Here is a 14,193-nt window from a genome sequence, read left to right as displayed (position 1 = left end):
CAAAATCGGTTTGATTTTGGACCTGCAAATTATACGCAAGTGCCCGCTCAGCCCCAATGTTCCTCTTCATCACTCATATCGAAGCGCACATCCTTGCCATCCGCGCCCAACTGCCAGACTTCAACCGGCTCGCCATCTTCAGCAAACCGTACCAGTCCGATACCGGCATTATTCACCAGACGGCAACCTTCAGGCGCCCCTTCGGGCTTACGTGGCGATACTTTCATAAGACGGCGCTTGGTAAACCAGTTTAGCGGGGATGAGGGTGCATACATCCAGCGGTTTACACGGTCGAAAAGTTTCAGCAGACCTTTGGGGAACTCGTTTTTCAGACCACTGCTGGTGATCTGCCAGATTTTGGGGCTGCCCTTGCGAAAGCGGATTTCGATATCGTAAACGAAGGAGTAATGAACATCACCGGACAGAATTACGAAATGCTCCGGGGTCCGTGTATGGCGGAAAATATTCAGCATCACATTGGCGGCACCGGGATGTGCCATCCAGTTTTCCGCGTCCACCATCAATGGCTGACCAAGGGTAGTGAACAGTTTCTGGATCGCCTCGATCAGTTTCACACCAAATACAGGAGCCGGTGACACAATGATTACCGCCTTGCGCTCCAGCAATTGCTGCTGCAGCTCGGTCAATGCCTCCCAGTCCATCAGGCCGGAGGGGCTCGCCAGGTTTCGTTCTGCGCGCCAGCGACGGGTACGGGTATCCAGCACCAGCACACCCGGCTCCACCGGAATCAGGTAGTCCCAACGCTGAAACGCAAACAGTTCAGTGATCAGTTTTTCATGGTCGGCATGATCCTGACTATGCAGCCAGTTGTCCAGATACTCTCGCAGATGCTTGCGGATACGGTCCGGGGCGTTTCCCGCGCCCTGGCAGATCAGATAACCGATCAGTGTGTTACCGATAATCTGGCGGGAAAATGGATGCCCGTAGGCCGACATTTCCCAGGCGGCGGAGAGGTTCCAGTCATCGGTGACATCATGGTCATCAAAGATCATGTAGGTCGGCAGATGTGCCATAACCCGCCGTACGGCCGGGAGCTGCTGACGGAACCCGGCAATAGCCTCAGCTTCCTTGTCATATCGTGCCTGGTGCGCATCCGATAACTGCAGCGGCCGCAGGTTCAGTCCTTCCCAGGCACGCGGCGACCAGACCAGACAGTAACTGGCGATCACCTCGGCAAAGGTGATGAGGTGGTTATGCGCAGAATCACTGGTGAAGATCGGTTTGCGCACACCGGAGAAAAACTTGTCACGTACATTCTGACTCAGTTGATCCTTCGGCAGGAGCAACTCACGCTCATAGTAGCAGTGCGGACTGGCACGCAGTTCGGCACCACTGTCGGCACCGCCACCTTCCAGCTGCTCATCCCACAGCTGCAATTTGTCACCCAGCTGGTGAGCGGCCTGAAGCAATGGTCCCGCCACATCATCGGCGTACAACTGGTCACCGCTCATCATCAGCACTGCAGGCCAGTCTTCAGGCTGCTGCAGCCGCTCGGCGAGCCAGTCATCGGCACGCGCCAGACCATCAAGGGAGTCATGATGGGGCTTGCGGCAGGAGCCATGGAGCATGGAGGTCAACTGAGGCTGGATAACAAAGCCAGGCAGAGCCTCGCCCGGGTACAGCAGATCCGCGCCCCAATCGGCAATCGAACGCCATCGCCCCTGCGACTGGGCAATTTTCAGATCGTAGTCGATGCGTACAGCAGTCGGCAGTGCCGTATCCGGTTTTACATGCAGCAGGTAGGCATGTGCCCGATTGCCGAGCGGCATGTGCCAGCACTCGTCCGTTTCGACGGGACGGTCCAGCAGGGTTTCGCCCTCGGCCGTCAATCCAATGGCAAACTGCAGCGGGACAGTCGAGAGACACCAGGTTGTCAGCTCGTCAGGCGCGATACGTCTTAGAATCGGGCCGACAAGAATGGGAGAGGAAGCGGTATGAGTATTTACGTCAGAATGCGTCATGCAGATAATCTGGCCCGATCCACTCGGGCCAGAGCAATACCTTGATTCAGTGAACGGCTGGATCGTCGTATTTTTTGCGAATCGCCATTAAGGCCGGCTGAATATCGAGAGGGGCATAGTTCATCGCCTGCTCGAACAAGTCCTTGTTTTCTTCGGACAACCGCTCCTCCTCGCTCATCGCGGACAACTGTCGCATGGCTTCAATAAACTTGGGATGGGGTGTGTTCTGGCTCATGGTGTGCCCTCCTCATTGGGTCAGAGACAGGATCGCTCTGCTCAAGCGTATTGTGCCTGTGCGTGAAGTCGAGGGCCAGCCCCAATGCAACGCCGGCTTTTTCTTTATACCGCCTTGGGTAGGTGCCAGATCAATAGCACCCGAGAAATAACCTTATAAGATGAAGGAATATTGCCCGACACTGAACTGTCGCGGGCGTTTTATACCAACAGCTCTAAGCAAGGAGTGCTTACATGTCGATCGATCCCCGCAATGTCATTCTCGCCCGTATCTCAACCGGACTTACGGAAATGCTCGGACGTATGGGCGCTCACGCCACCATGCGCGACATGGGCACACACAGCAGTGAAGAACTATGGCCGGAATGGCCGGCTGATCTGGCCCCGGAAGACGCCTGCGATTTGCTTGGCAATGCCCTGAGCAGTATCGGCACCTTTGACAAGGTTGAAATGAAACCGGAGGGAGACTCTGTAGCGATTAAAATCAAGGGGTGCGAGTTCAACCACCTTGGGCAGGTGGAAGCGTCCCCGGTGGGACAAAGGTCGATCTGTTTCTTTGGTTTCGGACTTATCGAGAAGTCGCTGGAGCGATTGACGGGCAACCAGTATCGCGTGGAATTGATCCACCACGATGCAGAGACCGATACCTGTAAAGAAATAGCGCGTTTCCGCTAACCAAAAAAGAGGGAATTGCTTCCCTCAAGATCCGAGAGGCCATCCTTGGCGGACATGTAGCAACACATGCCATGAGAGTCAGGGCCCCCAAGGGCCCTGTGGAGCATCAGGCGAGTCCAACTGCCCGAATTTTTTCTTCGATTTCCGGCAAGATGCTTTCATCATCGATGGTGGATGGCATCTTGTAGTCTTCGCTGGCGGCAATCTTGCGCAGAATGGCACGCAGGATTTTGCCAGAGCGGGTTTTCGGCAAGCGCTGTACCACCACTGCCCGACGGAAACAGGCCAGTGCACCAACCTGGTCACGCACCATGGCTACCAGCTCTTTTTCGAGCTCGGCTTCTTCCATCTCGACACCGGCCTTGAGAACGATCAGCCCTACCGGCACCTGCCCCTTCAAGGAGTCATTCATGCCAATGACTGCACACTCCGCAACCGCCTCATGCGCTGACACAACCTCTTCCATTTCACCGGTCGACAGACGGTGGCCGGAGACGTTGATCACATCATCGGTACGACCGGTAATGTAGACGTAGTTATCTTCGTCTTTAAAACCGCCATCACCGGTGTGGTAGTAACCCGGGAAAGCCGTCAGATAGGAGCTGACGAATCGGTCATTGTTGTTCCAGATACTCCAGGCAACACCCGGCGGCAACGGAAGCTTGATACAGATGTTACCGGCTTCGTCGTGCTCGACTTCCTGGCCATCACCATCCAGCACCTGAATGTCATACCCCGGAATCGGCTTGTTGGTAGAGCCCAGGCGAGGTTTTGACGGCTGCTCCCAGCCCATCATTGGCGCTGTAACCGGCCAGCCGGTTTCGGTCTGCCACCAGTGGTCAACCACGGGCACTTTAAGCAGATCATCCAGCCAGTAGTAGGTTGAGGAGTCCAGCTTTTCACCGGCCACAAAGATCCAGCGCAGGCTGCTCAGATCATACTTCTGCGCCAGTTCGCCCTGGGCATCTTCCTTGCGCACTGCACGGAAAGCCGTCGGCGCACAGAACATGGAGTTGACCTTGTACTCCTCAATAATGCGCCAGAACGCACCGGCATCCGGTGTTTTGATCGGTTTGCCTTCATAGAAGATCGCACTGCAGCCCCCCATGAGCGGCGCATAGACAATGAATGAATGGCCAACAACCCAGCCGATATCAGAGGCCCCCCACCAGACATCACCCGCGTTCATGCCATAGACATTATTGAGTGCATAGCGCAGCGCCACGGCGTAGCCACCATTATCACGCACAATGCCCTTGGGCTGACCGGTCGTACCGGAGGTGTAGAGAATATAGAGTGGATCGGAACCTTTCACCGGCACACACTCGGCTGGTTCCACACCCTCCTGAGCCTGATACCAGTCCAGATCGCGGGACGGGTCCATATCAGCCGTCAGCATCGGTCGCTGGCAAACCAGCGTGTGCGGCGGCGTATGAGTGGCCAGCTCGACCGCCTTATCGACCAGCGGTTTGTAAGCTATTTTCTTGTCAAACTCGATGCCGCAGGATGCAGTCAGAATAACCTGGGGCTTGGCGTCATCGATACGGATGGCCAGCTCATTAGGCGCAAAGCCGCCAAATACGACCGAATGCACCGCCCCGAGACGCGCACAAGCCAACATGGCCACCGCTGCTTCCGGAATCATGGGCATATAGATGACGACAGTATCGCCCTTCTCCACGCCCAGCTTGCGCAGGGTGCCGGCAAAACGGCTGACACGGTCCTTCAGGTCGTTATAGGTGATCGCTTCCTTGGTATCAGTGACCGGGGAATCATAATAGAGAGCCACCTGCTCACCGCGGCCCTGTTCAACCTGATGATCCACTGCCAGATAACAGGTGTTCAGCTCACCATCGGCATACCAGCTGTGGGTACCCCAGTCAGTGGTGGTCAACGTGGTTTCGGGTGCCTTGAACCAGGCGATATTTTTGGCCTGCTCTGCCCAGTAGGCTTCGGGGTTCTCAATGGATGCCCGGTATTCTTGTGTGTAATCCATGCTCTACCTCGGTTTATTTTTGTTATAGCGGGCAGCCCGTGCGGGGCTGCCCCAAGGTCCGGCTTCAGCTGTTAACTGCAACAGCGCCGGTATTATTCAGCGTCCTGATACAGTTTGATCAGGCTGGAGAAGTCGAGGCCACCGTTACCGGCAGACTTGTGCAGGTTGAAGAGTGAACGTGCGGCAGAGCCCATGGGCGTAGCTGACGCGCTTTGCTGGCTGACTTCCATGGCCAGACCCAGATCCTTGAACATCAGATCGACCTGGAAACCGCCCTGGTAGTCACGTGAAGCCGGAACGCCATCCATCACACCCGGAACCGGGTTGTACACCTGCAGCGCCCAGTTGTTGCCTGAGCTCTGCTTCATGATGTCCGACAGGACTTTCGGGTCCAGGCCATTCTTAACACCCATGTTCAGCGCTTCACAGGTACCGGCCATCAAAATGCCCAGCAGCATGTTGTTGCAGACCTTGGCGATCTGCCCGGCACCGTGGTCGCCGGCGTGGAAGATATTCTTGCCCATGCATTCCAGAATCGGCTGCGCCTTCTGGAACTGCGCATCGGTACCCCCGACGATAAAGGTCAGCGTGCCCGCCTGAGCACCACCCACACCACCAGATACCGGTGCATCAATGAAGCCTACGCCCTTTTCGGCACCGGCAGCTGCCACGCTACGTGCGGTTTCGGCATCAATAGTCGAACAGTCGATGACCAGAGCATCGTTACCCAACAGATCGAACAGGGGTTGTTCACCGGTCACATACAAGCCCTGGACGTGTTTGCCAGCCGGCAACATGGAAATTACGAAGTCAGCGCCGGTGGCGGCATCCTGGGCACTATCGGCAACCTGACAGCCCTGTTCAGCTGCGGTTTCCAGTGCTTTGGGAGAGAGATCGAATGCTTTTACGGTATGACCGGCCTTGGCCAGATTGGCTGCCATTGGGCCGCCCATGTTACCCAGGCCGATGAATGCGATAGTCGCCATAATGAGTATCCTTGTTTTTATTATGCGGTAAATCGTAAATGTGTATCGGCAGGCCTCGCAGGCCCGCCTCTGCCCGTTTCGAACTGGCTGTCAAAGATCAGCCAGCGGATGTGCTTCCCAAGGTGACTCAAACAAGCCTTTGAGGAATTCGGTTTCCACCTCATCAACAGCCGGGAACGTCCACTGCGGCTTGCCATCCTTGTCGATCAACAAGGCACGCACCCCTTCCTGAAGTTCACGGTGGCGACAGCACTGCACGGACAGCACCAGTTCGTTCTGGAACACCTCGCGCAGTGACATGTGACGGCAGCGACGCAGCTGTTCGTGAATCAATTTAAGTGACAGAGGACTACCGTGTGTGATCGCCTTCTGAGCACGCTTGACCCACTTGTCATCCGACTCAATCGCCTGCAGTGCTTCCACCATCTCTTCAACAGAGTCATGGTCAGTCACTTCACGTATCAGCGCTTCGTGCGCCCGAATCGGTGCGGCCATCTCGTCGAACGTAGCGCGGGACTCGTCTTCGAGCTCGCGCAGCACACGGCTGACAACACCACCGGCATCATCGCCCCAGTGTTCGCTTTGCAAACGCTCCAACATCCCCTCACGCATATCCGATTTCAGCGCCCGGTCAGCCAGGCCAAGATACAACGCATCAGCCGCATTGATCGGGTTACCCGTCAGACCCAGGAACAAGCCAGTACCGCCCGGCATACGGTTGAGGAACCAGCTGCCGCCCACATCGGGGTACAGACCAATGGTGACTTCCGGCATGGCCAGGTGCGAAGTTTCCGTGACCACACGGTGACTGCAGCCATTCATCAGCCCCATGCCACCGCCCATGACAATGCCACTGCCCCAGCAGATAATCGGCTTTGGATAGGTATGCAGCGCATAGTCCAGACGATACTCACGGGTGAAGAACTGCTCCGGGAAATCGCTGTCGTTGGCAACCATGGATTTGTACAGGTTGACGATGTCGCCCCCTGCACAGAACGCCTTGTCACCGGCACTGTCCAGCAGGACCGCAACCACATTGCTGTCGTCGCGCCAGGCATCCAGCTTGGGCTGGATCAGATCGATCATTTCCAGCGTCAGCGCATTCAGTGACTTTTCCGCATTGAGACGGATTTCACCAATAATCTGGCCATCCTTGGTCGCGTGTTCGGTAAAGAGTACACAGCTCATGTCTGGCTCCTGTTAGCGGTTCTTCCATTCAGCCTTGCGCTTCTCAAGGAAGGCATTGACCCCTTCACGCTGATCTTCGGTATGGAACAGATCGACGAAGAGCTCACGTTCAATGATGTAACCCTGGTCCAGCGGACGGCTGCGACCGGACTGAATCAGTTTCTTACAGGCTGCTACCGCAGACGGGCTCTGCTCACCCACCTGTTCAGCCAGCTGCAGCGCACGCTCAAGCGCCTGGCCCTGCTCGACCACTTCTTCAACCAGGCCAATTTCCAGCGCCTTGTCCGCCTTCACGCGCTCACCGCACAGGATCATGCGCTTAGACCAGCCTTCACCGACCAGCCAGGTCAGATTCTGGGTACCGCCCGCACAGGGCAAAAGGCCGACTTTCGCTTCCGGCAGGGCCATCTGCGCCTGAGCTTCAGCCACACGCAGATCACAGGCCAGGGCCACTTCCAGACCACCACCCATGGCAAAACCGTTTACGGCCGCAATGGACACACCGCGGAAACGGCTCAGGGTTTCAAAGGCTTCACCAAACAGGCGCGCCATATCACCGGCAACCGCACGATCGCCATCGGCAAAGAGTTTCAGATCAGCACCGGCAGAGAAAAACTTCTCGCCTTCACCAGTCAATACCAGGCTCCAGATATCGCGATCTGCATTCAGCTCTTCAACAATACTGACCAGTGCCTTAAGGCTATCCGCGGTCCAGGTGTTGGCCGGCGGGTTGTTCATGGTCAGCAGTGCAACATGACAACGCTTTTCTACTCGAATCGGTTCAGACATTTCCCTGCTCTCCATTCAAATTCGGTTTACAGCTCAGCAGCACCTTCCGCCAGTACACGGCGAGAGATAATCAGACGCATGACTTCATTGGTGCCTTCCAGAATACGATGCACACGGGTATCGCGCAGATAACGCTCCATCGGGTATTCCTTGATATAGCCGTTACCGCCATACAACTGCAGTGCTTCGTCGCAAATGTTGTAGCACACATCCGTGGCGAAACGCTTGGCCATGGCACAGTATGTGGTGGCATCGGCATGACCATTGTCCAGCTTACTGGCGGCCAGGCGCACCATTTGACGCGCGGCAACCAGCTCAGTCTGCATGTCCGCCAGACGGAACTGCAACGCCTGGAAATCGGCCAGTCGCTTGCCGAACTGTTTGCGTTCCAGCATGTATTCAGTGGCCTTGTTCAACGCCTGCTGCGCCGTACCTACCGAGCAGGTAGCGATATTGATACGCCCGCCATCCAGACCTTTCATCGCAATTTTGAAGCCCTCACCTTCCTGTGCCAGCAGGTTTTCAGCCGGTACACGAACGTCTTCGAAGGTAATCATGCGGGTCGGCTGGCAATTCCAGCCCATTTTGTCTTCCTTGCGGCCATAGCTGATGCCGTCAGCCTTGGCATCTACGGCAAACGCTGAAATGCCGGCAGCACCCTCACCACCGGTACGAGCCATCACCACCAGCACATCTGTATCGCCGGCACCGGAGATGAAGATCTTGCTGCCGTTCAGCACATAATGATCGCCTTCCAGGCGTGCACTGGTTTTCAGTGACGCAGCATCAGAGCCTGCATTGGGCTCAGTCAGGCAGTAGGAACCCAGCAACTGGCCACTGGCCAAGCCTTCAGCCCACTGCTCAATCACGGCAGGGCCACCGAAGCTTGCCACCATCCAGCTCACCATGTTGTGAATGGTGATGTAGGCAGTGGTAGAGGTGCAGCCCATGGCCAGTTGTTCGAATATGATGCTGGCATCCAGGCGACTCAGACCCAGACCACCCACCTCATCGGGCGTATAAAGGGAGCAAAAGCCCAGCTCACCCGCTTTCTGCAGCACTTCAACCGGGAAGATCGCTTGCTGATCCCATTCACCGGCATGAGGCTCCAGTTCATTCTGTGCAAACGCCCGCGCCATATCGGCAAAGGCAATTTGATCTTCGTTCAGCTCAAAATCCATTCCATACCTCGGACACGCTTATTATTGTTTTTATGGCCATGGGCTGCCGGATTACGGCAGCACCATGACTCGGTTATTAAATAGCGATTTATTTCAACTGGATGGTCATGTTGGGACCAGAAGCGATGTCGTCTTCAAACCAGCGAGCCGTAACCGTCTTGGTTTCGGTGTAGAACTTGACCGCCTGCTTGCCGTAAGCGTGCTGATCACCGTAGAAGGATTTTCTCCAACCCGTGAAGGAGAACATCGGCAGCGGCACCGGCACCGGTACGTTGATACCGACCTGACCGACCTTGATTTCGTGCTGGTACTTGCGAGCAGCTGCACCAGAAGACGTGAAGATGGAAGTACCGTTACCGTAGGGGTTCTCGTTGATCAGCGCGATCGCTTCTTCAATGCTGTCCACTTCCAGTGCAATCAGGACCGGACCAAAAATCTCTTCCTGGTAGATCGACATGTCACGGGTCACATTGCGGAACATGGTCGGGCCAACCCAGTTACCATCCGGGTAACCTTCAACCACGCACTCGCTGCCATCAAGAATGCAGTCAGCACCTGCATCCTTGCCTTCCTGAATCAGGCTCAGGACACGTTCACGCGCCTGCGGGTTGATCAGCGGACCATAACCGGCTTCAGGGTCATTCCATGCACCCGGACGCACTTTGGCCAGGGCATCACGCACTTCAGGGATCCACTCACGAGCTTCACCGACAAACACGGCGACGGAGATCGCCATGCAGCGCTGACCACCGGCACCGACAGACGCACCGGCGATGTTGTTGATCACCTGGTTCTTGGACGCATCCGGCATCACGACCATGTGGTTCTTGGCACCGGCGAATGCCTGCACGCGTTTCATGTGATCGGTACCGGTGCGGTAGATATGCTCACCGACGTTCACGGAGCCGACGAAGGAGATAGCCGGTGTATCCTTGTGCGTCAGCAGCTGGTTCACCACATCTTTGGTACCGTGTACGACCTGCAGCAGACCATCCGGCGCACCCGCTTCCTTGAACAGTTCTGCCAGACGCATCGGCGTCAGCGGATCCTGCTCGGACGGCTTAAGGACAAAGGTGTTACCGCAGGCGATGGCCATCGGGAACATCCACAGAGGAATCATGGCCGGGAAGTTGAATGGCGTAATACCGACACACACGCCCAGCGGCTGGGTGATACTGTAGCAATCGATCTTGCGAGCCACATTCTCAACGGTTTCGCCCATGCTCAGTGACGCGATGTTGCAGGCATGCTCAACCACTTCGATACCACGCCACACATCACCCTTGGCATCTTCAAAGGTTTTACCGGTTTCCTGGGCCAGCAGCTCGGCCAGTTCGTCGTGATGCTCTTTCAGCAGGTGCTGGTAGCGCAGCATCAGGCGAGCACGGTCACCGATGGATGTTTCCTTCCAGCTCTCGAAAGCCTCCTTGGCGGTTTCGACAGCACGCTCTACCTCGTCGGCAGTGGCACAAGGAACCTGGGCCAGTACTTCCTGAGTCGCAGGGTTGGTCACCGGCAGCCACTGGCTGGTTTCACTCTGAACGAATTCACCACCGATCAGGAGGGGTACATGCTGAGTCATTTGCTTCACCTTTGTAGTCAAAATTTATTGTTGTTATCGGTTAACAGCTGCAGCAGCAGCTCTTGTTTACGTTAACGTTAATTCGTTGACCATTTTGTAACACAGCCCTCCATCGCCACGGATTGATAATCTTGCGAACATGATGGACTATATTGCTGCCCAATAGGGGTTTTTACTAGTACCTAAGACCAAAGGTGTACGGCATATGAGCACTCCATCCAGCTGGCCACTGCCTTCCGAGAGCATTCGCTTCGTGTTGCCACGCAAGATGGTGTCACGCCTGCGCGAGCATCCACTCAGTGAGCAGCTGTATCCACTCGGCGTCGGCTATTATCAGCTGGCACGCGGCCATGCCATGCAGCGCGAGCAACATGATGACTACTTGCTGATCTACTGTCTTGAGGGGGCCGGCAAACTGGAGTACGGAGAAAAAGGCAAGCGCCGCATCATCAGGCCTGGCGACTTGATCGTGCTGCCACGCAATACGCCTCACCATTACTGGACGGAGCAAAAAAACCCCTGGAGTATCTACTGGATCCATTTTGATGGCAGCCTGGCACAGGATTTTCTGGATCAACTGGAAACCGAAGGTGATTCACCTGTGCTGTCACTGGGGATTCATTCCCGCCTGGTGACCGATTTTGAAGCCCTGCTCGACGCACGTCAGGCTCGCCATCATCTTGCTTCCTATCTTCACAGCGCCAATCAGCTGCGTCAGCTGCTGACACATATTGCGCTCCTGCGCCCGCTGGCACGCCAGCAACAGGAAGAGGCACTGGACCTGGAAAAAGTACACAGTCTGATGCAAACACGTTTACACGAGCAACTGGACGTGGAGACACTGGCCGCCGCCGTCAGCCTGTCGAAATTTCATTTCATCAAGAAATACAAAACCCTGACCGGCACCACGCCGATCAACCATTTTATCCAGCTGAAAATAGAGCGTGCCTGTCATTTGCTGGATGTAACCAACAAGGGCATCAAGGAGATTGCCTGGGCGGTGGGATATGAAGATGCCTACTATTTTTCGCGCATCTTCAGGAAAATGATGGGTATATCGCCCACACGCTATCGTGAAATGCGTCTGGGACGATCTTCCTACACTGAAGACTAATCTGAAGAGACGCGAGGGCTAAACCACCCTCACGCATCCATTACTGCTTGGCGCCTTTGGCATGAGCATGCGCCTTACGCTCTGCCCCATCCATTTCGGCGGCCAGATCCCAGCCTTGAACATGCTCGGCCACCAGGCTTTCCAGTGCATCAATGTGCATGGATTCCGCATTCAAGGCAGGAATATAGTCATATTGCTCACCACCCGCCTCCATAAAGTATCCGCGATTTTCTTCGCCAATCTCTTCAATGGTCTCCAGGCAGTCGGCCGAGAACCCCGGGCACACGATCTGTACCGATTTTACGCCCTCTTTTGGCAGCGATTTCAGGGTGTGATCGGTGTAAGGCTTCAACCACTCTTCACGGCCAAAACGCGACTGGAAGGTGGTCATCCACTCACCTTCCCCCAGACCTAAACGATTAGCCAACAAGCGGCTGGTTTTATGGCATTCGCAAAAGTAGGGATCACCCTGTAACAGGTAACGCTTGGGCACACCATGGTAGGACATCAGGAGCTTATCGGCGCGCCCATGCTGCTCCCAAAAGCGTTCAACCGATGCAGCCAGCGCTTCAATGTACGGCGGGTAGTCATGATAATGATTGACCATGCGCAGCTCGGGCAGCCAGCGGCGCTTGCGAAAATCTTCCGCAACCGCATCAAAGGTCGATGCCGTGGTTGCACCGGAGTATTGCGGGTATAGGGGCAGCACCAACAGACGACGCACACCTGCCTGTTGCATACGGTCAATCGTGCTGGCAATGGAGGGATTGCCATAGCGCATGGCAAATTCAACCATCACATTCTCGCCAAAACGGGCCTGCAAGCGCTCGCGCAAGGCGGTGCACTGATTCTGGGTATGCACCATGAGGGGCGATCCCTCTTCAGTCCATACGGTTTTGTAGGCTTCAGCCGACCTGCGGGGGCGAATATTGAGAATAACGCCATTGAGAATGCACCACCAGATCGGACGCGGCACCTCCACTACACGAGGATCCCAGAGGAATTCTTTCAGGTAACGGCGCAATGCGGGCGTGGTCGGCTCATCCGGTGTGCCCAGGTTGGTAATCAGAATACCGGTCAGATCCTGCTGATCGTGTTGAAACCCTTCTACCCCGCGATACCCCATTTTGACTCCTTAGGCCGGCAAAGACGTTTGATTGACGCATCTTAGGGTATACGCCGCCAAGGGCCAAGCGGATCAACCAGGAAGCTATGAATAAGTCCATGGCATCTCAGGCTTACAGGCCGGCGCAATCTCAAGGCGGACTTTTGCAGGCGTAGTGGTGCTACGTCAAAAAAGTACAACACGGAGAGTGTGTCGGCCTGCAAGCCCCGAAGGGCGTGGCCCGAAGTGTCCACCTACGGTGTTGAGCTTTTTGCCAAGGGCTACGGCCATTACCTGCAAAGCTCGCCTTGTATCTGAACACTTCAGGCCACGCTGAGGCGCTATAGACTTGTTCATAGATTCCTTAAAACGAAAAAACGCCTGCCGGGGGCATCTCCGACAGGCGAATGGCTCGACGATAAAGGATTAGCCGAAGTTACGTTTCCAGACTTTCTGGAACTCACCGACGATACCGCTACGGAACGCCAGTACACAGACCACGAAAATGAAGCCCATGATGATGTGCAGATAGTTACCCAGTTCACCGCCGGACAGGTAGTTCTGCATTGTTACAATGACACCAGCGCCCACAACCGGACCCAGAATGGTGCCTACACCGCCAACCAGCGTCATCAGTACAACCTCGCCGGACATGTGCCAGTGCACGTCGGTCAGAGATGCCAGCTGGAAGACCAGTGTTTTGGTAGAGCCTGCCAGACCTGCCAGCGCAGCAGAGATCGTGAAGGCTACCCACTTGTAGTCGTTGACGTTGTAGCCCAGGGAAACTGCACGCGGTTCGTTTTCACGGATCGCTTTGAGTACCTGGCCGAACGGCGAGTGGATGGTGCGGTGGATCAACCAGAAGCCGAACAGGAACACCGCCAGTACGAAGTAGTACATGTTGATGTTGTCGGACAGATCAATCATGCCAAACAGGTTGCCGCGGGGCACACCCTGCATACCGTCTTCACCACCAGTGAAAGGCGCCTGCAGATAGATGAAGAACACCAGCTGTGACAGCGCCAGGGTCACCATGGCGAAATAGATACCTTCACGCTTCACCGACAGCTTGCCGTAGATGGCGCCCAGGGCGCCGGCGGACACAGTACCCAGCAGGATAGCCAGCTCAGGCGTCATGCCCGAGTTCATCATCAGCCAGCCGGTGATATAACCCCCGGTCCCCAGGAAGGCTGCGTGGCCGAAGGACAGCAGGCCCACATAGCCCAGCATCAGGTTGAATGCACAGGCGAACAGTGCGAAGCAGAGCAGTTTTGCCAGAAACACCGGATACAGGAAGAACGGTGCTACCAGCGCGAGAAGCAAGAGTACGACGTAGACTTTATTGATTTTCATTATGACAT

The 14,193-nt window shown here is 55.7% G+C and carries 12 protein-coding genes; 2 read left to right on the top strand and 10 right to left on the bottom strand.

Translation table 11 applies throughout. From position 1 onward, the window contains the following. Nucleotides 1-47: 47 nt before the first annotated feature. Both O3C79_RS10285 and O3C79_RS10280 read right to left on the bottom strand, forming a co-directional pair. Nucleotides 48-1,982, bottom strand: a complete 1,935-nt coding sequence (locus O3C79_RS10285; RefSeq protein WP_494383036.1) for an alkaline phosphatase D family protein — start codon at nt 1,980-1,982, stop codon at nt 48-50. A gap of 46 nt (nt 1,983-2,028) precedes the next feature. Next, on the bottom strand, nt 2,029-2,217 hold the full coding sequence (locus O3C79_RS10280; RefSeq protein WP_010322029.1) for a hypothetical protein: 189 nt from the start codon (nt 2,215-2,217) through the stop codon (nt 2,029-2,031). Nucleotides 2,218-2,450: 233 nt separating this feature from the next. On the opposite strand from O3C79_RS10280, the gene O3C79_RS10275 reads away from it, so the two are divergent. Further along, a complete protein-coding gene (locus O3C79_RS10275; RefSeq protein ID WP_494383035.1) occupies nt 2,451-2,891 on the top strand; it encodes a hypothetical protein in 441 nt (146 codons plus the stop codon). A 106-nt stretch (nt 2,892-2,997) separates the two neighbouring features. Here the strand turns inward: O3C79_RS10275 and O3C79_RS10270 are convergent, their stop codons facing one another. From O3C79_RS10270 to O3C79_RS10245, 6 genes are all read right to left on the bottom strand, one after another. Then, complete coding sequence (locus O3C79_RS10270) at nt 2,998-4,887, bottom strand: AMP-binding protein (RefSeq protein ID WP_494383034.1); 1,890 nt, start codon at nt 4,885-4,887, stop codon at nt 2,998-3,000. A gap of 92 nt (nt 4,888-4,979) precedes the next feature. Further along, on the bottom strand, nt 4,980-5,873 hold the full coding sequence (gene mmsB / locus O3C79_RS10265) for a 3-hydroxyisobutyrate dehydrogenase (protein WP_494383033.1): 894 nt from the start codon (nt 5,871-5,873) through the stop codon (nt 4,980-4,982). A 90-nt stretch (nt 5,874-5,963) separates the two neighbouring features. Continuing rightward, complete coding sequence (locus tag O3C79_RS10260; RefSeq protein WP_494383032.1) at nt 5,964-7,061, bottom strand: enoyl-CoA hydratase/isomerase family protein; 1,098 nt, start codon at nt 7,059-7,061, stop codon at nt 5,964-5,966. Nucleotides 7,062-7,073: 12 nt separating this feature from the next. Then, nucleotides 7,074-7,850, bottom strand: coding sequence for an enoyl-CoA hydratase (locus O3C79_RS10255; protein WP_494383031.1), 777 nt, complete (start codon nt 7,848-7,850; stop codon nt 7,074-7,076). 26 nt (nt 7,851-7,876) lie between these two features. Further along, nucleotides 7,877-9,031: an acyl-CoA dehydrogenase family protein gene (locus tag O3C79_RS10250; RefSeq protein ID WP_010322023.1), complete on the bottom strand. Its 1,155-nt coding sequence runs from the start codon at nt 9,029-9,031 to the stop codon at nt 7,877-7,879. Nucleotides 9,032-9,119: 88 nt separating this feature from the next. Next, entirely contained in the window at nt 9,120-10,613 is a 1,494-nt protein-coding gene (locus tag O3C79_RS10245; RefSeq protein WP_076463707.1) for a CoA-acylating methylmalonate-semialdehyde dehydrogenase, read from the bottom strand. Nucleotides 10,614-10,818: 205 nt separating this feature from the next. Here O3C79_RS10245 and O3C79_RS10240 point away from each other — a divergent pair, with 205 nt between their 5' ends. Next, nucleotides 10,819-11,727, top strand: a complete 909-nt coding sequence (locus O3C79_RS10240) for an AraC family transcriptional regulator (RefSeq protein WP_010322021.1) — start codon at nt 10,819-10,821, stop codon at nt 11,725-11,727. A gap of 40 nt (nt 11,728-11,767) precedes the next feature. On the opposite strand, the gene hemH is transcribed toward O3C79_RS10240, so the two are convergent. Together hemH and O3C79_RS10230 are read right to left on the bottom strand one after the other, a co-directional pair. Further along, nucleotides 11,768-12,853, bottom strand: coding sequence for a ferrochelatase (hemH, locus tag O3C79_RS10235; protein ID WP_494383030.1), 1,086 nt, complete (start codon nt 12,851-12,853; stop codon nt 11,768-11,770). 405 nt (nt 12,854-13,258) lie between these two features. Next, nucleotides 13,259-14,185, bottom strand: coding sequence for a branched-chain amino acid ABC transporter permease (locus tag O3C79_RS10230; protein WP_076463715.1), 927 nt, complete (start codon nt 14,183-14,185; stop codon nt 13,259-13,261). Nucleotides 14,186-14,193 lie beyond the last annotated feature (8 nt).

This window comes from Marinobacterium sp. NO-S09 (genome assembly GCF_059179545.1).
This window is presented reverse-complemented; position numbering and strand designations above follow the sequence as displayed.